Here is a 20,620-nt window from a genome sequence, read left to right as displayed (position 1 = left end):
GATCCCATCCTTCCGTAGTGATTAAATATCTAATTATTCTAAAAAATCTTGTTATCATCATAACATAGTAAGTAAGGATGAATCATATTTCTTTCCCGTTTTTATCTAAATCCAGTCAATTTTAGGCAAATCATATTGCTTGGCAGGGACCTCTGCCAATTCATAAAAATGTTTGAGGAAGGACTCATATTGTTGGGAGGATTTCGTGATCGAAAATATTTTATCCTCCAATTCATTCGACCTTGATTCCGTCGTTTTTGAAAAATACTCTTCCACCGTTTCAAAATAATGAATGGGAAACAGCATCCTCGAATATAACAACCGGGCTGAAAAACTGGAGAAGGGTTCTATGGACTGATATTCGTGAAAGAAATGGCCAATGCCCCGCTGATGGGTATGCACATTTTGAAAATAATGTTCCCTCACCCATTCCGCGACATCCCTGGTTCCGTGGTCGAATACCCAATCGAACGGATTTTTCATCCACTTATTGCTTTTCCAGGTATCATGTAAAAAACGTTCATAACATACCGTTCCGCTATCGACAATTTGCGGGGTATCATCAATTTCCGTGTCGACTAAATATTGAATCGCATTTTCACCCAGGACCATATAATAGGGAAAGGTTTCTATAAATAATTTTTCAAACTGGTTATCAGGATGGGCGTTGAGCTTATCCCGCCAAATCTTTTCTAGCTGATCGATCCTTTGTTCCCAGAGTTCTTTCCATTTACCGATCCTTGAACATGTTCGAATCGTTTCATTAATCGTTCTCCCACGCTGATGGAATCTTGCCAGACGTCTTCCTGGGTTGAAGTTTTTCGGACCTTCCAATGCCTGATTGGCAAGAAGGACGAATAATTGTTCATCCGCTTCCGAAACATAACTTCCATGATTGGCAAGGACAAAGGCGGATACATGTCGATCACCTTGTGAAATCAGATGTTGAGACATTTTATACCGTTCCACCAATTCCTCCTGCTCCATATTTTCAATGGGAACGATACTGTACACCATATTTCCTGAACGGAAGCTTGGAAACCTGATATTGGCTTCTTCAAGCTCCACCCGAATACCATAATTATTAAAAATGATTTCTTCTATCATGGAATGGCCCCCTTCATCAAATGGATATAATAGAAATATTGGACATCATATACTTATATATATGTGGAATAACCCGTTTTCTGAATGATTATCGAAACCTTATTAGAAATTCCAATCAAAACATCCTCCATAGGTTTTCAGTTTAATCAAATCAAACTACCTGCATTAGAACTATCCCTTTAAAATATAGAGAAATGGGTGATGAAATGGCTAATATTGAACAATCAATGTCTGAAAAAACGGCTCGAAAATGGCTAATTGAACGAGGAGTGAAATTGGAGGATATCGCTGAGCTTGTCATGTATTTACAATCTGGCTACCATGAAAATCTCCAAATGTCCGATTGCCTTCACAATGTCGAACGGGTCCTTTCAAAACGCGAGGTCCAAAATGCCATCCTTACCGGCATACAGTTGGATATCCTAGCTGAGAAAAAACTGCTTGAGGAGCCTCTGCTGAGCATCATTGAAATAGATGAAGGCCTATATGGGGTCGATGAAATATTGGCTTTTTCAATTGTGAATGTTTATGGATCCATCGGCTTTACCAATTATGGTTTCATCGATAAACAAAAGCCGGGGATCTTAAAATATTTAAACGATAAAAGCACAGGTAAGGTGAACACCTTTTTAGATGATATCGTTGGGGCAATTGCAGCTGCCGCTTCAAGCCGGCTTGCCCATAGAACCGAAAATGCGGAATAGTAAACCAATGAGATTCACGACATGAAAAAACCAGGGCTGCATTCGCAGGCCTGGTTTTTTTCATTCGAAGCGCCATAAGTCAAGGGTGTCCACCACATGCGTAGGCTGCTCCTTATATTGCATCAAGCGTTCTTTTGTCGTTACGCCAGTATGTACAAGCAGTGTATCGATCCCTGCATTAATGCCAGCAAGGATATCCGTATCATAGTTATCTCCAACCATGATTGTCTCTTCTTTAGGCACCCCTAATACTCTTAGGGCTTGTTCCACTATGACGGATTCAGGTTTTCCAATGAAAATCGGCTGTACCTGGGTCGAAACGGAAACAACGGAGGTCAAGGAACCATTCCCTGGCAAAAGGCCTTGCTCGGTAGGAATGGCAATATCACCATTGGTCGAAATGAAAACAGCACCATTTCTTACAGCAAGACAGGCTTTTGACAACTTTTCATAATTGATGCCGCGGTCGATGCCCATAACCAGAAAATCCGGATGCTCTTCCACAAGCTTCATTCCTTTTTCCTTAAGAGCCTCGATGATGCCTTCTTCACCCACCACATAGACCGATGCATCTTTCTTTTGTTCAGCTATGTAATTGGCAGTCGCCATGCTTGTCGTAAAAACCTGGTCATCTTCCGTCGATATGCCGATGCTCCTCAATTTATCCGCTACCTGTGCCGGAATCCGGGATGAATTATTGGTGACGAATAAATAAGGGATATCCCTTTTCCTTAAGTCATTAATAAACCCTGCCGCTTCCGCAATTTGTTCTGTTCCGCGATACATCGTGCCATCTAAGTCAATTAAATATCCTTTATACGACTTCATTTGAATTCGCCTTCCTAACGCTGCTAGTTTTTAAAAGCTGAAACAGGTCCCAATTCATTTGTTAAATAGTTCCTTACCAAATCGGGGAATTGCTTGAATGCCTCGATATTTTCCGAAAATACGGCATGCAGTTCTTTGTGATCCACTTCAATGAAGTCTTGAACCAGCATTTTCCTTAATGGCAAAACCTTTTTGAATTGTATCGCTTTTTCTTCCGAAATCACTTTCTCATCTTGAAGGATATCGATAATATCTTCGTAACTTCCTGGATCACGCATAATGAAACCATCAATTACCGCATTTCCTACATCCAACACGGAATCGATGGAAGTTTGTATAAGCCTTTCAGCGATAAGTTCCGAAAGGTCTCCATCCCAATTATCATGCCCCTCAAAAAGTCCAAGCTGCTTTTCAAGAAAACCTAATATTTGTTCAATCTTTTGGCGGTCTACAAAGTACATTTTTTCCAGATCCTTTCTGATCTAAGATGATATAGGGAATCATTGGTTGTATGAGCGGCATAGTTAAAACCCTTTACCGAACCAACCTTATTCCTTGATAATACCATAGCTTCTCCCTTACGCTCAATTCCTTCAACCACAACCATTTTACCATCCCATTACTAACAGAAGGGCAGCTTCCACATTGCCTTCCCGACTGTAGTGCATTTGGCAGACGTACATTCCACGATCCCATTTATATTCTTGCCATTTTCATTTAATCGATGAATGCCATTATTGCTGGAAGTCCCCAACAGGAGCAGCGAAGCTCTTCAGCCGGAAGCCCCGAAAAATGTCTGTTCCCCTATTGAAGTCACTTTGTTATGATGGAACTACAAATGTGAAGATACGAAGGGGATGATACTATGGAAGATCGTTTTTATTTATACAATGACGTCGTTGATTCAAAAACCCGGTTCATAAGCTTCATGGGAGAGGAGTCAAGATTCGATCTGGCCATAACGGCAACCGATCGTTTCTATGGAAAGAAGCTTGTTTTAAATATGCAGAGTAACCGCTTCGCGATTATTGGGCCTGATGATTTAGAAGAGGAAGGCTATCTTGAGCATGCCTTTCAATTATCAGAAGCTGAAGCCGAAGAACTACGTCACTTTTTAATGGAAATCGTCTAAGTGCTGAAGTTTTTTAACTTAAACGGGAAACCTACTGAATGTAAGATCGATTACATGAGGGGGGATTATCTTGGACAAAGAAGAATACCACGATTTTTCCAATGTCGAAAAACAGAGGGATTATTTAATTCCTGAAGAATTTCCCGAAGGACCTTTTGGATCACCCATAGCAAAAGATGCACCAGTTCAGAATAAAAACACCCCGTGGCAGGAAGGGCAACGATATCAAAGTGCCTTTAATTATGAAAATAAATCGTTACATGAGGGTATACCTCGACAATATCCTGGTGCTCATCCGACACATGATGATTCAGAAAAAGATGAACAGCCTCCATATAAAGGATATGGCAACTCTTAACATGGAAGGCCAGAGTGAATTCTGGCCTTTTTATTTCTTTATTTTCTTCACGACGAAATAAGGACAGCCAAAATTGCAGTATTCATATAAATATTCACTAAGTGTGCTTATTTTCGTATCAAAGGTCGCTTTCTGATTGGAATCATCAAAAAATCCACGCAGCCTCAATTGCCCGTAACCCCAATCCCCCACTATATAATCATACTTCGTTAAAATCTCACTGTATCTGGCTTTAAACGCTTCTTCGTTATAGCCTTCCCTTTCATCCTCAATTATTTCATAGGTCATGTTATTGATGTTAATCATTGTTTTCACCTCTCATGTATACATTCCTTCTTAAATTATAACTGATTCCCCATCAATTACTAAGCGAAAAATAGAGAAATATGTTCATCCTAAAGTTATGGGGGTGTTATTGATGAAAAAAACAATAATAACGATAGGTTTAAGCTCGATTATTGCACTAACCGGATGTGCTGATAAAGAAGAAGACCAGGGGCTCGGTGCAAAAAACAATGCCGGTAACCCAACAAACGTAAATAATCCAACTCAATATTATGATGAGGATTATCGTAATAATGACAACAAAAGTGATGATTTCGGTTTTACCCGCACCAATAGTGCAACCATTGACGGCCGTAACATTTCCAACAAAGCTGCTTCCATTGACCGTGAACAACTTTCTGATGTCATTTCTAAACTGAGCGTTCAGATTCCAAATGTCAATGATGCCGCTACCCTCGTTACTGATGAGGAAGTTCTTGTCGTTTATGATACCAATAACAAGGATCGGACGGAAACCGCAGACCAAGTTAAACGTACTGCCATGTCCGTCGTGCCTCGCTACTATCATGTCTACGTCAGTGATGATTATCAAAACCTTGCCCAAGATGTCGAGAATTTCGCTACAGTGAAATCCGGCAGCAGGGGGATTGACTATACGATCGAACAAACCATCAAAAGAATGCTGAAGTCGCCTCAAGGATACAAAATGAGTGACGAAGAAAATGAAAACGGGGAAATGGTTAACGATAAAAGAGATCATCATGATAACATCCATCAAAAAATGGATAACCGTTGAATACAAAAGGACCGAATTTTTTCGGTCCTTTTTTTCACTCTATTTCAATAATTCTTCACCTTTGTTTTGCTTATGTTTCGCCGCAGCATTAACCTGTTCATCCGCATGGTAGGATGAACGGACAAGCGGACCGGATTCACAATGGCTGAAGCCTTTTTCCAATGCACGTTCCTTCAGTTCGGCAAATTCCTCAGGCGTGTAGTATTTCAGCACCTTTAAATGCTTTTTAGTCGGCTGCAAATACTGGCCGATCGTCATGATATCCACATTATTGGCCCTCAGGTCATCCATGGTCTCGAGGATTTCCTCCCGCGTTTCACCCAGACCTACCATTAAACTGGACTTTGTCGGTATTTCCGGATACAGTTCCTTGGCTCTTCTTAAAAGCTCCAATGAACGTTCGTACTTGGCCTGAGCCCGTACACGATCGGATAAACTTCTGACAGTCTCTATATTATGGTTCAGGATATCCGGTTTAGCATCCATCAAAGTCTTGATATTTTCAAACACCCCGCCCATATCAGACGGTAATACTTCAATTGATGTAAATGGATTTTTCCGACGGATGGCACGGACCGTTTCAGCGAAAACTTCAGCGCCCCCATCCTTTAAATCATCACGGGCAACAGCTGTAATGACGACATGCTTTAAATTCATCAAAACAACGGAATCGGCAACACGCTCCGGTTCAGCCCAGTCCAGTTCATTCGGACGTCCAGTCGTCACAGCACAAAAACGGCAAGCCCTTGTACAGATTTCACCTAGAATCATGAAAGTAGCCGTCCTTCTTACTGCCCAGCATTCGTGAATATTCGGACATTTTGCCTCTTCACAGACAGTATGAAGGTTTTTCTCGCGCATCATATTTTTTAAACCAAGGTAATTTTCGTTAGTATTAAGCTTTATTTTCAACCAATCTGGTTTTCGAAGAATTTCTTTATTTGTAGAAGACATGAAAAATGCCACTCCATTCTATAGAAATTAACACACCCTACTTTAACAATAAAAAAGCATTTATACAAGTTATAGTTGGTTTCCCATTATTTATTTTTCATGTTTATTGCCAAATCAGCAAAACTATAAAAGATGGATGGACTGATGTCTTTTAATAACGGAGAATATCATGAAAGGAGCCTGCCCCGTTGAAAAAATTATTCCTTCTTACGATAACTTGTTTGTTTATTTTGGCACCAGGCCAAGGCGCTAATGCTGCGGATGCCCCTGATGCTTATGCAGGGAGAATGGCGCTATATAAAAATATGGAGGCTACCCTCCAAATCCCGTGGTATTACCTTGCTGGAGCTGATCAATATGAGCACAGCCTAAGGGCTGCACGAAGGGATTTAGAGCCGGCAAAGGGTTTAATAGGCATCCACATCGAGCCTTCAAAGTGGAGCGGGGCTCTCAATCCTGACTTAAACGATGTTAACCCGCTCACGATCACATTTTTTGATGGGTTGGGCCAGGATGGCAATGGTGATGGCAAAGCAGATATCACTAATGATACCGATCGATTGTATGCTTTTTCGAAGCATCTCCAATCGTATGGTGCAGATGAAGATAATATCCGGATCGGCTTGTGGGACTATTATAAACGGGATAAAGCCGTCAGCATCATTATCGGCAATGCCGAGATTTATAAGAAATATGGCCGGTTGGATCTACATGAAAAGGCCTTCCCGGTTCCAGTACGGACTCATTATACGTACTTGAATACATGGGGAAGCGCCCGCGGATGGGGCGGAAGGAGAATCCATGAGGGCACTGATATTTTTGCGGATTATAGCCTTCCGGTTCGTTCCACGAGCTACGGAATCATTGAAATGAAAGGCTGGAATAAATTCGGCGGTTGGAGGATTGGGATACGGGATCTAAATAATACCTATCATTACTTTGCCCATTTAAGCGGCTTCGCCAAAGGGTTGAAAGTCGGACAAATCGTCGAGCCCGGACAAGTCATCGGGGGTGTCGGCAGTACAGGTTACGGTCCTCCAGGAACTTCCGGGAAGTTCCCTCCTCATCTTCATTACGGAATGTACAAAGACAACGGAATCACAGAATGGAGCTTCGACCCCTACCCTTATTTAAGATTGTGGGAAAGGAAAGATCTGGCCAAAAAGCAAAAGTGAGCGGCGTGAATTTTACGCTGCTTTTTTTTGATTCGAACATAAACCCCTGAACTTGATGCATAGTTATTAGTAAAGGGGGCTAAAGCGTGTTCCGAAAAAGATTTCGAACGAAGAAATTCCGAAAAAAGGGGCCTCTTCCCACCCGAAAAGTATTTCTCTATTCATTTATCCTGTTCATCATATCAAGCATCATGACTCTTTGGTACGTGGACAAATCAATCGAACCCGTAATCATGAGTGTAGCCGAATATGAAATAAAACGGATTGCAACGGAAACGATTCATGAATCGGTTGATGAGAATATAGCCAAGGTTGATATGAACAAAATCATCACTAACAACAAGGGTGGTGATGACTCCAGTTCTTCCTATAGCTTCAATCCGGTCATATATAGTGAATTGCGGGCTAACATTACGAAGGATATTCAAAAGAAGCTTGGCATCAAACAGGGAAACCCTTTTAAAACAGGTTCAGCCAAAATAAATGATGAACAATATAAAAGTGTTGTCTATTATATACCATTGGGTGTCGTAACAGGGAATAACCTCCTTTCCAATTACGGACCTGAGATCCCAGTGAAAATGTCGGTCATCGGGAATGTTGAATCGGATTTGAGGACAAAACTGACAAACGCAGGCATCAATAATGTCTATTATGAATTGATTGTGGACTTTGATGTCAATATTCAAATCGTCATCCCCTCTTTCACAAAAGAGACCAAGGTGAGTCAGGAAGTGACAGTCGGAAGCCTGCTGATCGAAGGTGATGTTCCAAGTTATTTCAGTAACGGAAACGGTTCGGTTGCACCTGCCATCATGAAGGAAAACAAGGAATGAAAAAACCAGCTTATCCTTGAGGTTAGGCTGGTTCTTGTATATTGAGACATTTCATGATAAGCAAATGCCAGGTTTTTATTCAAGTCCACTTCATAGAGCTCTTTAATCTGCTCGCCATCTTCTTCAAGTATCCTTATCATGAGGCAGTCTCCTATCCCTTTATATTGAGCGGATACTACCCCTTTCCTCCCAACATTCAATTCTACGGATAGACCATTGGGATAAATGGCAATGCCCTGCGGAAAGCCTCGATGATCGTATTGTCGAACTTTTTCCCGACCCCGGCATAAAGGACTTCCAATCCCTGATGCGGCAGCATGGACTTACGGTAAACCCGATTGGAAGTAACGGCATCAAACACATCGGCAACGGCAATGATCTTGCCAAAATAATGGATTTCATCCCCTTTTATCCCACGGGGATATCCAGATCCGTCTAACCTTTCATGATGCTGATAGGCACAATTCGCAACTAAAAGTGAAACGGTATGAACATTTTTGATTAGATGAAATCCGTAATCGGCATGTTTTCGGATTTGTTCAAACTCCTTTTCCGTCAGCTTACCGGGTTTACGGAGGATTTCCAAAGGCACGAGCATTTTGCTGACATCATGTAAAATCGCCCCTAGCCCAAGAATTTCGAGATTCTTATTATTGATATTCAATTCCATCCCGATCGCCAAGGTATATAATGTCACATTGAAGGAATGTGTGAAGATATAGTCATCGTATGTATAAACGTCGGCCAATAAAGTCATTAGCTCTTTATTCCTTTTCAGCTCGCCCATGATGTTCCGTACTATTTGAGTGAACTTCACGTTAGCCCGCTCTATCGTGAATGATCCATCAAGGTTCATTTTGTTTTTCATGTCCAGGAAAGTGGTTTCAATCGTATTAATGGCTTCTCTTCTAAGTTTCCCGGAAACTGGGGGCTTTGGAATAGTGTCATCCGTCCTGGAATCCTGAATGTAAACAAAGGGAATATTAAGGGACACCAGTCGATTGATCATTTTCTGCGTTAATGTAAGACCCTCGCACAATAGGACATGATCCCGCTCATTATAGATGTTTTTACCGAGCCTTGCTCCAGGGCTTAGGGACTTTGTAATAGCTAGCCTCATACTTGTACTCCGTTTCCCCATTCAATATTTGTAAATCAAACCGATTATTTCCTTTATAAGGATTATCGGAAAATATTTTGATAAATGAATCTGTTTGAACAAATTTATTGAAAAAATATCAGCATTTTCTTTGATAAAAAAGTAAGGCCCCCCTGGAAGAAAGAAAGCCCACCTTTTCAAATCATTTTGATTAATGCCTCTTTACCAATCATTCCTGGATGTATGCCCTTTTCCACAGCCTCCCAGGTAACTGATTCAAGCGGCGCTTCCAATAACTCTTCAATCGATTTGACTCCTGTGGCTCTCCCTGCAAGGATTTTACGATCTCTCAATTTATCGTTCAGCAGTCCAACATCTAACGCACCGCACATTATATACCCTTTTTCGGACGCGACAGCAAGTAAGTTCGTTTTGGGCAGTCGGACAGAAATGGCTAGGAATGTATGATTATCAAGAATTATTGGGATCATGTTAATCAATTGGTTTCGCCCCTTTCTTCCCCATACTTTATGATAAAAAGGGCAAAACCGTGATTTTACGTCAGGCGTTCGTGTATATTTTTTTCAGCTTCCATAAAAGGATATCCCGTAAGAATTCCGGCAGTAAGTATTCCTTGCGATTGGAGCGCTGGATACTTGGAAAGAAGTGCCCGAACGTGAACATATCAGGTATTGCCAGTTTATAGGACTTATCCGTCTGCAGTTTCTCTCCTTTTATAAGTATTCCTTTTACGATTCCATTCTCCATTTCGTTAAATTCAATTTGATCATAATGCATGGCTCCCATGATTTTTCCGCGGAAACCGAAACCTTTCACCTGAATATGAGGCCACTCCTCATTTCTCGATTGCATTAAGATTTCCTTTAATTCATTCCCATTAACTTCAACGACGCAGGGATTGATGGGATGTGGGCAGATTCTGTGAACATCCCCTTTTGTGACAGGTCCCTTCGGAAGCCCTTCGAGCAGAAGACCTGCATTCAAAAAGGAACAATCCGCCTGACTCCACTCCCTTAGGGCCTCCCCAAGGATTTCCGTCAAAGGACTTCCTTTGAACCAATCATTATCCAGTGCCTGCGGTAAGTCCACTGCAACCTGTTTTAGCGTTTCCCCTCCGGCCTGGTATATCTCTTCAATCCATGACCGTTCATTCTCCAATTCCAAAAAGTCATTGGTATCATAAAGAATGGCACTCTTCTGGCTAATTTTCTTTTCCTGATTGACGATCATTTCCACCTGTCCAACAAAGAAACCATATTTCCCTGCACCGCAAAGGAGTGTATCATTGATCAATTTACCTTGGTGGAGGATATGGTGGGTATGCGCGCCAAGTATGATGTCAATCTCCGGAAAGTCCTCTGCCATCCTCTCATCTTCATGGATGCCCAGGTGGGAAAGGATGATGATTACATCCGCCTCTGTTTTGACCCTTTCGAGCTGTACCTTTAATTCGACGAATGGTTCTTTTATTTCCCAGCCCATTGCAGAATAAAACTTTTGAAAAAATGCGGTCAAACCTATCATCGCGATTTTGGTCCCTTTTACCGTTGTATGTATCCAATATGGCAGCGCCCATTCAGGCCTTTCATTATCATCGTAATAAATATTGGCTGCCAAGACCTTGAACCTTGCATGATCATATAAGGAGTCCAACGCTTCATGAGGTAAAGTGATCCCTTCATTATTGCCGATGGTCACATATTGGTAGCCCGCTTCATTCAGCAGTTCAATATTTCCTTTACCCAACGTACCTTCTGTATATGGATGCCAGCGGTCTACATGATCTCCTATATCCAGTATGATCGCTTCTTCTCCCGTTTCTTGATGAAGTTGTCTTCTTTCTTTAAGAAACTTATCAATACGAGGCCAATTCTCAAAATGACTATGGAGATCATTGGTGTGATATAAATGAATGATTTCTGACATCATTTCTCCTCCTCGTTTATCCTGTAATACCTTGGTATATAAGACGTAAGCCAATGATTATCAGCACTATTTTCAACATATTTTCCAGCGACGCACTCTTTAGGCGCGTATTTATGAATGCGCCCAATTTAGCACCGAACCACGCACCCGGAATCAGGGCAAAAGCATATGGCCAATTTACATTTCCAAGGGAAATATGCGTAATCGAATTAGTGATGGAAGATAGAAATACCATGAACATCGAAGTCGCTACAGCCATATGAGGAGGGAAAAAGAAAAGAAGCATCATGACAGGAACCATTAAGGCACCGCCGCCAATTCCAAATAACCCGGAGCTGAATCCCACGACAAAAGAAATCAATACAGCTAACAGGGGGTGATAACCATAGGAAAATGAATGTCCATTTTCTGTTTTATATGTTTTCACTATTTTCCCTTTCCCAGGCTTGAAAAGCATGGGCTTCAAACGATTTTTCACTAATAACACGATAGCCATGAAAACCATGAAAATTCCAAAGTACAATGAAAAAGCTTCGGCGTTAAGGTTTTTATTCACATAGGCCCCCATTATTCCACCAGGTGCACTGCCAATAAAAAAGATTAAGCCGGCCTTATAATCCACCACCTTATGTTTTAAATAAGCTAAAGTGGAAGATAGGCCGGTAAAAATCATGATTACGGTTGAAACACCTACGGCGACCTGTGGAGACAGCTCATCGATAATATTTGTAGATGTACCTAAATATAAAAGGGAAGGCACAATGATTATGCCGCCGCCCAGACCGACAAGTGCGCCGACTGATCCCGCTAATAATCCAATACCCACTAATACTAACCATATCATGAAGAAATCCGCCTTTATCTGTTTGTGAGGATATTACCTCTACTATCTTGTCACATCATTATTAATTATATAATTCCTCTTAAAACAAACCAAGCTGCTTAGGAGCCAGCCCTTCATATTCTATACCAAGCAACTCAATCATTTGTTTGGCATTATCAGCGGCATCCCCGCCTGAGTTATTATTGAACAGGACATATAACTCCTTGGATTCCTTTTCCAATATCCTGATTTTCTCCACCCACTCTGTCAATTCCTGATGATTATATCGATATAAGTACCTGACCTCACGCCAATTATCCCCCGAAGCAGACCTTTGCCAACCATGCAGGTTACGGCCATGAAAGCGTACCAGGGTTTTATCTTTATCGGTGGCATGCAGAACGACAGGAATGGATCCCTCTCCAGCCTGCGGCTCATCGCATACAGTATGGATCCAGCCTTCTTTTTCGATAAAGTCCAGAGTTTGCTGGACTACGTTGGGCCTGTACCAGCTTTGATTCCGGAACTCTATGGCAACTGGGATATCGCCCATTTCAGCTTTGCACCATCGCAGGTAATTCACATTTTCGCGTTTACAATCAAACCATGGCGGAAACTGAAATAAGACCATAGCGAGCTTGCCGGACTTCTGATATGCTTCCAGTGAGTCACAAAACGCCTTGAACATTTCCTTTTTACTTTCAAATGGGATTTCCCCACGCTGATGCCCTGTCATCCCTTGATAGGCTTTAACGACAAACTTGAATGATGCTGGCGTCTCGGTTACCCACTTTTCACTATTCCTCTTTGGCTGGACTGCATAGAATGAGGCATCCACCTCCACAACGGGAAAATGGGCCCCGTACTCTTTGAGTTTATCACGTTGGGACATACCGCCATGATATAAACCATCATGATCACCCCAACCGGTCACACCAACATAAATCATCTGCATTATCACTCCTTCGGGACAGGACCATTTCCTGACTTCTTCTTTTATTTTTTACCCTTATTGAGCCATATCTAATCTTTGGTATAAGGGTGCCGAATATCAAAACAAAAAGCCTGCCAGTATAGACCCGGCAGGCTTTTGTATGAATGGTATCTAAATCGCCTTACAGGCAGGCCAGTCGGTCATTATCCGATGGAGCCTTCCATTTCGAACTTGATCAGACGGTTCATTTCGACCGCATATTCCATTGGAAGTTCTTTTGTAAATGGTTCGATGAAGCCCATTACGATCATTTCCGTTGCTTCTTGCTCAGAAATTCCGCGGCTCATCAAGTAGAACAATTGCTCTTCAGATACTTTGGAAACCTTCGCTTCGTGTTCAAGGGAAATGTTATCATTCAAGATTTCATTGTAAGGGATCGTATCAGATGTAGACTGATTATCCATGATTAATGTATCACATTCAATGTTGGAACGAGCTCCATCCGCTTTACGTCCGAAATGAACGATACCACGGTATGTTACTTTACCGCCCTGTTTAGAAATTGATTTTGATACAATAGTTGAAGATGTATTTGGCGCTAGGTGAATCATTTTCGCTCCAGCGTCTTGGTGTTGGCCTTTGCCGGCAATGGCAATCGATAATGTCATACCGCGAGCGCCTTCACCTTTTAAGATGACAGCAGGATATTTCATTGTCAATTTGGAACCGATGTTACCATCAACCCATTCCATTGTTGCGTTAGCGTCACAAACCGCACGTTTCGTAACCAGGTTAAACACGTTGTTTGCCCAGTTTTGGATCGTCGTGTAACGGCAGTAAGCATCTTTCTTGATGACGATTTCAACTACCGCACTATGAAGGGAATTAGTTGTATAAACAGGAGCTGTACAACCTTCTACATAGTGAACGGATGCGCCTTCATCAACAATGATTAGCGTACGTTCGAATTGCCCCATGTTTTCAGAGTTTATCCGGAAATAAGCTTGAAGCGGAGTATCCACTTTAACGCCTTTCGGTACATAGATGAATGATCCACCTGACCAAACTGCCGAGTTCAATGCAGAGAATTTATTGTCAGTAGGCGGGATCGTTTTTCCAAAATGCTCACGGAAGATATCTTCATTTTCACGAAGTGCTGAGTCCGTATCTTTAAACACGATACCCAAGTCTTCCAATTCTTCTTTCATGCTATGGTAAACCACTTCAGATTCATATTGGGCAGATACACCGGCAAGGTATTTTTGTTCGGCTTCAGGAATTCCCAATTTATCAAAAGTCTGTTTGATTTCATCAGGAACTTCATCCCAAGACTTCTCTGATTTCTCTGATGGCTTAACATAGTATGTTATTTCATCAAAGTTCAGGCTCTGCATGTCGCCGCCCCACTGAGGCATTGGCATGTTGTAAAAATGCTCCAATGATTTCAAACGGAAATCAAGCATCCATTGCGGTTCATCCTTCATTCGAGAAATTTCTTCCACGATTTCTTTTGTCAGACCACGCTTTGAACGGAAAATGGAAACATCTTTATCCGCAAAGCCATATTTATAATCGCCGATTTCAGGCATTTTCTTTGCCATAGCTCGTATTCCTCCATTTCAAATGGCTGAATTACAACAGCTCATTTTAATTTAATTATTCCTTCAATCCCTTTTCCATGGCTTTCCAAGCTAGGGTAGCACACTTGATTCGGGCAGGAAATTTGGAAACACCTTGAAGGGCTTCAATATCCCCAAGGTCCATCTCATCGTCGTATTCTTTTCCCTGAATCATTAAGGAAAAAGTCTCCGACATCGCTAGAGCAGTATCAACGTCTTTGCCCTTAATGGCTTGCGTCATCATGGAAGCCGAACTCATGGATATCGAACAACCATCACCATCGAATTTAACATCGCTGACCTTGCCATCTTCAATCTTCATCGTTAAACGAATCCGATCGCCGCAAGTTGGATTATTCATATCGATTGTCATGCTTCCATCTTCTAGCATGCCCTTATTACGCGGTTTCTTATAGTGATCCATAATGACTTGACGGTAAAGTGTATCTAGGTTATCAAAAGACATTACTGAAATACTCCTTCGTTTTAACAAGCCCGGACACAAGCTTATCAATATCTTCTTCCGTGTTATATAGATAGAAACTTGCTCTTGCTGTCGCTGATACGTCAAGCCATTTCATTAATGGCTGTGCGCAATGATGACCGGCACGGACAGCAATTCCATCTGCATCAAGAACGGTAGCGACATCATGTGGATGTACGTCATTAATATTAAAGGTAATTACACCTGCACGCTTTTCTGCATCTTTAGGACCATAAATGGTCAGCCCTTCAACTGCTGACATTTTCTCCATTGCATAAGCGGCGAGCTTATGTTCATGCCGTTCAATATTATCCAAGCCGATTTCTTCCAAGAAATCAATTGCAGCCCCCATGCCGATGGCGCCGGCAATGATTGGGGTACCGCCTTCGAATTTCCACGGGAGTTCTTTCCATGTAGACTCATACAAACCTACAAAATCAATCATCTCTCCGCCGAATTCGATCGGTTCCATTTTTTCAAGCAAATCTTTCTTGCCATATAATGCGCCGATGCCTGTTGGACCGACCATTTTATGACCTGAGAAAGCAAAGAAATCACAATCCAAATCACGGACATCCACTTTTAGATGCGGCGTGCTTTGTGCCCCGTCGACTACCATTACAGCATTGTGATCATGGGCAATTTTGGCGATTTCCTTCACAGGATTGATAACGCCAAGTACATTCGAAACCTGCATGATGGACACGATTTTCGTTGCTTCCGTAATTGTAGCCCTCACATCGTCAATGGAAATCGTGCCGTCCTCCTGAAGCGGAATATACTTCAATACAGCGCCTTTTTCTTTGGCAAGCTGCTGCCACGGAATGATATTACTGTGATGCTCCATGTAAGAGATGACGATTTCGTCACCCTCTTTAATATTTGCACCACCGTAACTTCTTGCTACAGTATTTAAAGCAGTCGTTGTGCCTCTGGTAAAGATGATTTCTTCTGTAGAAGAAGCATTAATGAATTTACGTACCTTTTCACGTGCACCTTCATACGCATCCGTAGCTTTTGTTCCTAGTGTATGCACCCCGCGGTGAACATTCGAGTTGTATCCGCGGTAATATTGCTCAATCGCTTCAATCACTGCAGCCGGTTTTTGAGAGGTTGCAGCACTATCTAAATAAACTAATGGCTGACCATTGACTTCTTGATCTAATATTGGAAAAAGCTTACGAATTTCGTATGGGTTCATTACTGTACTTTCCTTTCAATGACCGCTACTAATTGTTTTTTGACTCCCTCAATTGGAAGCTCGTTAACAACAGGGGCCAAGAATCCGTGAATGACAAGTCTTTCTGCTTCTTTCTTTGTAATACCACGGCTCATTAAATAATACAGTTGAAGCGGGTCGACACGGCCGACGGAAGCGGCGTGACCAGCCGTTACATCATCTTCATCAATCAGGAGGATCGGGTTGGCGTCTCCGCGTGCTTTCTCACTTAACATCAAAACGCGTGACTCTTGTTCGGCATTGGCCTTTGTAGCACCATACTCTATTTTCCCAATTCCATTAAAGATGGAGGATGCTGCGTCTTTCATGACACCATGCTTAAGGATATAACCCTCAGAGCGTTTGCCATAATGAATGATGGCTGTCGTGAAGTTCTGTTTTTGTTCCCCGCGTCCGACTACAACGGTTTTTGTATCACCGTGAGAGCCATCGCCCATTAGATATGTTGTATTATCCGAAATCGTATTTCCGTCGTTCATCAGGCCAAGCGCCCACTCAATACGCGCGTCACGTCCTGCCACTCCACGGCGGTTAACATATGTCGTGAAACCTTTTGAAAGGGTATCGACCGCACCGTATTCGACTTTGGCATTCGCATTTGCAAACACTTCAGTTACGATGTTGGCAACCCCTTCGTTGGAATCAACGGTTGAGAAATAGTTCTCTACATATGTGACAGAGCTATTATCTTCAGCTACGATCAAGACATGGTTGAAAAGTGTAGTATCTGGATTATCCAATAGGAATACCGATTGAATCGGCTCTTTGATTTCTACATTTTTCGGAACATAAAGGAATGCTCCCCCATTAACCAATGCAGCATGAAGTGCCGTTAAACGATGTTCATCTATTTTAACGCCGTCTTTCATGAAATATTTTTGCACGAGCTCAGCATGGTCACGAGCCGCTGATAAAATATCCGTAAAAATGACGCCTTGCTCTTTCACATTTGCTGACAGATTGATATGTGCCGGCGTATTATTGCGTTGAATGTATAAGTTTTCATTTTCTTCAACGATGGATTTAATTTCTTCCGGAAGCTCCTCTAAAGAGGCAAAAGCTTCACTCTCAACCGTATGAGTTTGGAAAGAAGTAAAATTCCATTTATCGATTTTCGTTTTATCCGGCTTTGGCATCGGGAGCTTTTCTAATTCAGAAAACGCTTGAATCCGAAGCTCGGATAGCCAAGCTGGATCATTATTTTTAGTTGAATAGGAGCTTATATCCTCTTGTTCAAACGGTAATTTCGTTTCTGTAGTCATTGCAAATCCTCCTACTTACGCTTCTTCGCCAACAGTTTCGTCTTCAATGCCCAATTCTTGTTTAATCCAGTCATAACCTTCCGCTTCCAAGCGGGCAGCAAGTTCAGGACCGCCTGATTTCACGACACGACCTTGCATCATTACATGTACAAAATCAGGAGTGATATAATTTAATAGACGTTGGTAGTGAGTGATGATCAAGCATCCAAAGTCTTCTCCGCGCATTTCGTTGATTCCTTTTGAAACGACTTTAAGTGCATCGATATCTAGACCAGAATCAATCTCATCCAAGATTGCAATTTTAGGTTGGATCATCATTAATTGAAGAATCTCGTTGCGCTTTTTCTCTCCGCCTGAGAAACCTTCATTCAAATAGCGTTGCGCCATATCTTCATCCATTTCAAGGAATTCCATTTTTTGGTCCATTTGACGGATGAATTTCATCAATGAAATTTCGTCGCCTTCTTCACGGCGTGCGTTAATGGAAGAACGTAAGAAGTCTGCATTTGTAACACCGCTGATTTCACTTGGATATTGCATAGCTAGGAATAGACCGACACGAGCGCGCTCGTCTACTTCCATTTCCAATACATCTTCACCATCGAATGTGATGCTTCCGCTAGTTACTTCATATTTAGGGTGACCCATGATCGCTGATGATAAAGTGGATTTACCAGTTCCATTTGGCCCCATGATCGCATGGATTTCTCCACCTTTAACTTCAAGGTTTACCCCTTTTAAAATCTCTTTGCCTTCAATTGATACGTGAAGATCTTTAACCGTTAATGTAGAAGCTGACATAATAATACCTCCGTGAACTAATTCCAATTTTATTACCAGAAAGTAAAGATTACTTTCATTAATTTACGTAAAAGCATTCTCACTTTATTCTCATTCCAATTTTATAACAAATCCAATTTGGAATCAACTAAATAGATAGGGGTTTCCACTTCGGCCATATTAAAAACCTGCCCTATCCTTACAATACTAACAGATATGGCCTGTTTACTGCATATTCATACTTATTTTAGCTTTTGTTAAAATTATCTTATTATTCGGCAAATCCTTGTCCTTATTATTATATGTTCAAAGAATTCGATTGCAAGGTATGAACGTTCCGCTTTAAAAAGAAAAAAATCGGACTGTCAGGTATTATGTAAGTTCATCCAATAAGGAAACCCCTTATTTTATGGACCACTTTCCATTTTACCTCTACAGACCGATCTTTTAAAGAACTCTTTTATATGCTTAGCCGTGAATTTTGCGTTGTAGGTCCTGGACCATTTTGTTGCACTTTACATGTTCCCTATCCCGTTCTTTCTCAACCTCGATACGGAGGTCTAAGTTTCTACTGTACTCACTGTAGCCAATCCCATGTGAAGACTGCATCGCCTTTTCCATTTCGCTTGTTACATTTAAATCCAGAGTATTGATAGTGAACCATCCTTTCAAATTTGCGTATCATTTCATTATCTCTATACCCTTTACTTTTTCTGATTAAACATGAAACGAATTAAATTAGGCCGCAGGCTGTAAACAAACTGGATGATTAATGAGTTTGTCTACAGTTTTTTAGTTTTTTAGGTTTTCAAAATTTGAAAGTTACTTCCCACTTCAGGCACTCGCTTTCCGCGGGCGGTCCGCCCTCGGCGCTTTTCCCGCAGGAGTCTCGTACCCTCCGTTCCAATCCACTAAGACTAAACAATCACTTTCACCTAAGGTTTCCATGATAAAGTGCCTCACTTCTCCATGTTTGGAAGCTGAACGAACAAACCAGCTTGCCTATTCATCTATGCGGCAGCAGACCGTAACGGGTTTGTGTTGGGACGATAGTAATACCCGGAAATACTCATGATACTCGTTTTCTTAAGAGCCTTTGGTTGAACAAATGATTAAGAAGTTGGAAAACCTGAAGCTGTTGACACAGATGCAACTAACAAAACACCAGCTTTACTCTATAAACGTCCTCGAACAAAAGAAAGATTCTTCCGCAACCATGGCTATGTGGAATATGAGCGTTTAGGTTGTTATCTCTGCCCATCTGCACTCAACAACAAATAAAGAGGGCTATCGAGAGTACAAATCGCTTTAACTGCTTCAAATCCAATAAAAAATCAAAAAGGTTTCGGAATGAGACCATTCCGAAACCTTTTTTCCTTACAAACTGTGGCCTGAATTAAATCAGGTCGCCATTCTTGAATTATTTATCCGCCGGTACAACTGCACCTTTGTATTCTTTAAGAATGAAATCTTGGATGTCTTTAGAATGCAATACTTCTACAAGCGCTTTTATCGCTTCTTTATTTTCGTCACCTTTGTTTACGGCAATGACATTCACATATGGTGATTCCGAATCTTCAATCGCAATCGAATCTTCAAGCGGATTCAAACCCGCGTCAATTGCATAGTTGGAATTGATCAAGACTGCATCGCCTTCGCCGCTCTCATAAATTTTAGGAAGCAGGGCCGCTTCATAATCTGCATCGAATTTAAGGTTTTTCTTATTTTCAACGATGTCTTTAGTTGTAGCCGTCGTTTTATCGATGCCTTTTTTCAAAGTGATCAGGCCATTCTTTTCCAAAAGGGATAAAGCGCGTCCATGATCAGCAACAGAGCTGCTCATAATAATTGTTGCGCCTTCCGGAAGTTTATCAATGCTTTTATATTTTTGTGAATATAGAGCAATCGGCTCGATATGGATTCCTCCAGCATTGACGAAATCATATCCATTTTCTTTAATTTGCGACTCTAAGTAAGGAATGTGCTGAAAGTAGTTAGCATCCAATTCCTTATCATTCAACGCCTTATTCGGTAAAACATAGTCCTGGAACGTTTCGATTTCCAATTCGATTCCTTTTTCTTTAAGAAGCGGCTTAGCTTCCTCAAGGATTTCAGCATGCGGAACATTGGATGCCCCTACAACTATTTTCTTCGATTCTTTTTCCATATCGCTGCCGCTTTTATCCTTTTCACTTCCACAAGCAGCCAAAGCGATGGATAACACTAAAATTAATGCAAATCCTAAAAACTTTTTCAT

Annotated in this window: 24 protein-coding genes; 6 read left to right on the top strand and 18 right to left on the bottom strand. The window is 41.5% G+C overall.

Translation table 11 applies throughout. The annotated features are described in order from the left end of the window. Positions 1 to 105: 105 nt before the first annotated feature. Positions 106 to 1,107, bottom strand: a complete 1,002-nt coding sequence (gene yutH / locus ACIQYG_RS05580; protein WP_402836093.1) for a spore coat putative kinase YutH — start codon at positions 1,105 to 1,107, stop codon at positions 106 to 108. A gap of 206 nt (positions 1,108 to 1,313) precedes the next feature. On the opposite strand from yutH, the gene ACIQYG_RS05575 reads away from it, so the two are divergent. Next, complete coding sequence (locus tag ACIQYG_RS05575; protein ID WP_034311650.1) at positions 1,314 to 1,811, top strand: phosphatidylglycerophosphatase A family protein; 498 nt, start codon at positions 1,314 to 1,316, stop codon at positions 1,809 to 1,811. Positions 1,812 to 1,871: 60 nt separating this feature from the next. Here the strand turns inward: ACIQYG_RS05575 and ACIQYG_RS05570 are convergent, their stop codons facing one another. Continuing rightward, positions 1,872 to 2,639, bottom strand: a complete 768-nt coding sequence (locus ACIQYG_RS05570; protein ID WP_402836090.1) for a TIGR01457 family HAD-type hydrolase — start codon at positions 2,637 to 2,639, stop codon at positions 1,872 to 1,874. A 23-nt stretch (positions 2,640 to 2,662) separates the two neighbouring features. After that, complete coding sequence (locus tag ACIQYG_RS05565; RefSeq protein WP_402836088.1) at positions 2,663 to 3,100, bottom strand: DUF86 domain-containing protein; 438 nt, start codon at positions 3,098 to 3,100, stop codon at positions 2,663 to 2,665. Positions 3,101 to 3,504: 404 nt separating this feature from the next. On the opposite strand from ACIQYG_RS05565, the gene ACIQYG_RS05560 reads away from it, so the two are divergent. Continuing rightward, positions 3,505 to 3,771 (top strand): DUF3055 domain-containing protein, encoded by a 267-nt coding sequence (locus tag ACIQYG_RS05560; protein WP_034310182.1) that lies wholly within the window; start codon positions 3,505 to 3,507, stop codon positions 3,769 to 3,771. A gap of 70 nt (positions 3,772 to 3,841) precedes the next feature. After that, positions 3,842 to 4,129, top strand: coding sequence for a cytosolic protein (locus tag ACIQYG_RS05555; RefSeq protein WP_402836085.1), 288 nt, complete (start codon positions 3,842 to 3,844; stop codon positions 4,127 to 4,129). Positions 4,130 to 4,159: 30 nt separating this feature from the next. On the opposite strand, the gene ACIQYG_RS05550 is transcribed toward ACIQYG_RS05555, so the two are convergent. Beyond that, positions 4,160 to 4,435, bottom strand: a complete 276-nt coding sequence (locus tag ACIQYG_RS05550; protein ID WP_034310177.1) for a YutD family protein — start codon at positions 4,433 to 4,435, stop codon at positions 4,160 to 4,162. A gap of 112 nt (positions 4,436 to 4,547) precedes the next feature. Between ACIQYG_RS05550 and ACIQYG_RS05545 the strand changes: the two genes are divergently transcribed. Continuing rightward, entirely contained in the window at positions 4,548 to 5,210 is a 663-nt protein-coding gene (locus tag ACIQYG_RS05545) for a YhcN/YlaJ family sporulation lipoprotein (protein WP_402836083.1), read from the top strand. 39 nt (positions 5,211 to 5,249) lie between these two features. Here ACIQYG_RS05545 and lipA read toward each other — a convergent pair whose 3' ends face one another. Continuing rightward, entirely contained in the window at positions 5,250 to 6,164 is a 915-nt protein-coding gene (lipA, locus tag ACIQYG_RS05540; protein WP_063234033.1) for a lipoyl synthase, read from the bottom strand. A gap of 188 nt (positions 6,165 to 6,352) precedes the next feature. Between lipA and ACIQYG_RS05535 the strand changes: the two genes are divergently transcribed. Then, the gene (locus tag ACIQYG_RS05535) at positions 6,353 to 7,339 is read left to right on the top strand and encodes a M23 family metallopeptidase (protein ID WP_402836081.1); all 987 of its coding nucleotides are present in this window, start codon (positions 6,353 to 6,355) and stop codon (positions 7,337 to 7,339) included. 86 nt (positions 7,340 to 7,425) lie between these two features. Further along, the gene (gene yunB / locus ACIQYG_RS05530; protein WP_402836079.1) at positions 7,426 to 8,175 is read left to right on the top strand and encodes a sporulation protein YunB; all 750 of its coding nucleotides are present in this window, start codon (positions 7,426 to 7,428) and stop codon (positions 8,173 to 8,175) included. Here yunB and ACIQYG_RS05525 read toward each other — a convergent pair. The 13 genes from ACIQYG_RS05525 to ACIQYG_RS05465 form a co-directional block, all read right to left on the bottom strand. Then, positions 8,115 to 8,315 carry a hypothetical protein gene (locus ACIQYG_RS05525; protein WP_402836077.1) on the bottom strand — a complete coding sequence of 67 codons (201 nt, stop codon included), beginning with the start codon at positions 8,313 to 8,315 and terminating at the stop codon, positions 8,115 to 8,117. The two genes, yunB and ACIQYG_RS05525, sit on opposite strands and share 61 nt — an antisense overlap. Before the next feature lie 62 nt (positions 8,316 to 8,377). Then, positions 8,378 to 9,295, bottom strand: coding sequence for an HD-GYP domain-containing protein (locus ACIQYG_RS05520; RefSeq protein WP_402836075.1), 918 nt, complete (start codon positions 9,293 to 9,295; stop codon positions 8,378 to 8,380). A 176-nt stretch (positions 9,296 to 9,471) separates the two neighbouring features. Then, positions 9,472 to 9,774 carry a YunC family protein gene (locus tag ACIQYG_RS05515; protein ID WP_034310161.1) on the bottom strand — a complete coding sequence of 101 codons (303 nt, stop codon included), beginning with the start codon at positions 9,772 to 9,774 and terminating at the stop codon, positions 9,472 to 9,474. Positions 9,775 to 9,835: 61 nt separating this feature from the next. Further along, a complete protein-coding gene (locus ACIQYG_RS05510) occupies positions 9,836 to 11,224 on the bottom strand; it encodes a bifunctional metallophosphatase/5'-nucleotidase (RefSeq protein WP_402836073.1) in 1,389 nt (462 codons plus the stop codon). A 13-nt stretch (positions 11,225 to 11,237) separates the two neighbouring features. Beyond that, positions 11,238 to 12,065 (bottom strand): sulfite exporter TauE/SafE family protein, encoded by an 828-nt coding sequence (locus ACIQYG_RS05505; protein WP_402836071.1) that lies wholly within the window; start codon positions 12,063 to 12,065, stop codon positions 11,238 to 11,240. Positions 12,066 to 12,144: 79 nt separating this feature from the next. Next, complete coding sequence (locus ACIQYG_RS05500) at positions 12,145 to 12,993, bottom strand: DUF72 domain-containing protein (RefSeq protein WP_402836354.1); 849 nt, start codon at positions 12,991 to 12,993, stop codon at positions 12,145 to 12,147. Between the two features lie 188 nt (positions 12,994 to 13,181). Beyond that, on the bottom strand, positions 13,182 to 14,579 hold the full coding sequence (gene sufB / locus ACIQYG_RS05495; protein ID WP_076368170.1) for a Fe-S cluster assembly protein SufB: 1,398 nt from the start codon (positions 14,577 to 14,579) through the stop codon (positions 13,182 to 13,184). Between the two features lie 55 nt (positions 14,580 to 14,634). Beyond that, positions 14,635 to 15,063, bottom strand: a complete 429-nt coding sequence (gene sufU / locus ACIQYG_RS05490; protein ID WP_034310148.1) for a Fe-S cluster assembly sulfur transfer protein SufU — start codon at positions 15,061 to 15,063, stop codon at positions 14,635 to 14,637. Next, positions 15,053 to 16,282, bottom strand: coding sequence for a cysteine desulfurase (locus ACIQYG_RS05485; protein WP_402836068.1), 1,230 nt, complete (start codon positions 16,280 to 16,282; stop codon positions 15,053 to 15,055). Before ACIQYG_RS05485 ends, sufU begins: the two co-directional genes overlap by 11 nt. Beyond that, a complete protein-coding gene (gene sufD, locus ACIQYG_RS05480; RefSeq protein WP_402836066.1) occupies positions 16,282 to 17,583 on the bottom strand; it encodes a Fe-S cluster assembly protein SufD in 1,302 nt (433 codons plus the stop codon). Before sufD ends, ACIQYG_RS05485 begins: the two co-directional genes overlap by 1 nt. A 15-nt stretch (positions 17,584 to 17,598) precedes the next feature. After that, the gene (gene sufC, locus ACIQYG_RS05475; RefSeq protein ID WP_034310141.1) at positions 17,599 to 18,384 is read right to left on the bottom strand and encodes a Fe-S cluster assembly ATPase SufC; all 786 of its coding nucleotides are present in this window, start codon (positions 18,382 to 18,384) and stop codon (positions 17,599 to 17,601) included. A 447-nt stretch (positions 18,385 to 18,831) separates the two neighbouring features. After that, positions 18,832 to 18,972 (bottom strand): YuzK family famiily protein, encoded by a 141-nt coding sequence (locus ACIQYG_RS26940; protein WP_472673127.1) that lies wholly within the window; start codon positions 18,970 to 18,972, stop codon positions 18,832 to 18,834. Between the two features lie 811 nt (positions 18,973 to 19,783). Beyond that, the gene (locus ACIQYG_RS05465; protein ID WP_402836064.1) at positions 19,784 to 20,620 is read right to left on the bottom strand and encodes a MetQ/NlpA family ABC transporter substrate-binding protein; all 837 of its coding nucleotides are present in this window, start codon (positions 20,618 to 20,620) and stop codon (positions 19,784 to 19,786) included.

Source organism: Peribacillus sp. NPDC096622 (assembly GCF_044762665.1).
Lineage (GTDB): Bacteria > Bacillota > Bacilli > Bacillales > DSM-1321 > Peribacillus > Peribacillus frigoritolerans_B.
Note: the sequence above shows the minus strand (reverse complement) of the source record. Positions and strands in the feature narration are given on the sequence as shown.

Excerpts from the sequence above, each read along its gene's own strand:
- yutH (WP_402836093.1), bottom strand. The coding sequence starts at position 1,107 with ATGATAGAAGAAATCATTTTTAATAATTATGGTATTCGGGTGGAGCTT.
- ACIQYG_RS05575 (WP_034311650.1), top strand. The coding sequence starts at position 1,314 with ATGGCTAATATTGAACAATCAATGTCTGAAAAAACGGCTCGAAAATGG.
- ACIQYG_RS05570 (WP_402836090.1), bottom strand. The coding sequence starts at position 2,639 with ATGAAGTCGTATAAAGGATATTTAATTGACTTAGATGGCACGATGTAT.
- ACIQYG_RS05565 (WP_402836088.1), bottom strand. The coding sequence starts at position 3,100 with ATGTACTTTGTAGACCGCCAAAAGATTGAACAAATATTAGGTTTTCTT.
- ACIQYG_RS05560 (WP_034310182.1), top strand. The coding sequence starts at position 3,505 with ATGGAAGATCGTTTTTATTTATACAATGACGTCGTTGATTCAAAAACC.
- ACIQYG_RS05550 (WP_034310177.1), bottom strand. The coding sequence starts at position 4,435 with ATGATTAACATCAATAACATGACCTATGAAATAATTGAGGATGAAAGG.
- ACIQYG_RS05545 (WP_402836083.1), top strand. The coding sequence starts at position 4,548 with ATGAAAAAAACAATAATAACGATAGGTTTAAGCTCGATTATTGCACTA.
- lipA (WP_063234033.1), bottom strand. The coding sequence starts at position 6,164 with ATGTCTTCTACAAATAAAGAAATTCTTCGAAAACCAGATTGGTTGAAA.
- ACIQYG_RS05525 (WP_402836077.1), bottom strand. The coding sequence starts at position 8,315 with ATGATAAGGATACTTGAAGAAGATGGCGAGCAGATTAAAGAGCTCTAT.
- ACIQYG_RS05520 (WP_402836075.1), bottom strand. The coding sequence starts at position 9,295 with ATGAGGCTAGCTATTACAAAGTCCCTAAGCCCTGGAGCAAGGCTCGGT.
- ACIQYG_RS05510 (WP_402836073.1), bottom strand. The coding sequence starts at position 11,224 with ATGATGTCAGAAATCATTCATTTATATCACACCAATGATCTCCATAGT.
- ACIQYG_RS05505 (WP_402836071.1), bottom strand. The coding sequence starts at position 12,065 with ATGATATGGTTAGTATTAGTGGGTATTGGATTATTAGCGGGATCAGTC.
- ACIQYG_RS05500 (WP_402836354.1), bottom strand. The coding sequence starts at position 12,993 with ATGATTTATGTTGGTGTGACCGGTTGGGGTGATCATGATGGTTTATAT.
- sufB (WP_076368170.1), bottom strand. The coding sequence starts at position 14,579 with ATGGCAAAGAAAATGCCTGAAATCGGCGATTATAAATATGGCTTTGCG.
- sufU (WP_034310148.1), bottom strand. The coding sequence starts at position 15,063 with ATGTCTTTTGATAACCTAGATACACTTTACCGTCAAGTCATTATGGAT.
- ACIQYG_RS05485 (WP_402836068.1), bottom strand. The coding sequence starts at position 16,282 with ATGAACCCATACGAAATTCGTAAGCTTTTTCCAATATTAGATCAAGAA.
- sufD (WP_402836066.1), bottom strand. The coding sequence starts at position 17,583 with ATGACTACAGAAACGAAATTACCGTTTGAACAAGAGGATATAAGCTCC.
- sufC (WP_034310141.1), bottom strand. The coding sequence starts at position 18,384 with ATGTCAGCTTCTACATTAACGGTTAAAGATCTTCACGTATCAATTGAA.
- ACIQYG_RS26940 (WP_472673127.1), bottom strand. The coding sequence starts at position 18,972 with ATGCAGTCTTCACATGGGATTGGCTACAGTGAGTACAGTAGAAACTTA.
- ACIQYG_RS05465 (WP_402836064.1), bottom strand. The coding sequence starts at position 20,620 with ATGAAAAAGTTTTTAGGATTTGCATTAATTTTAGTGTTATCCATCGCT.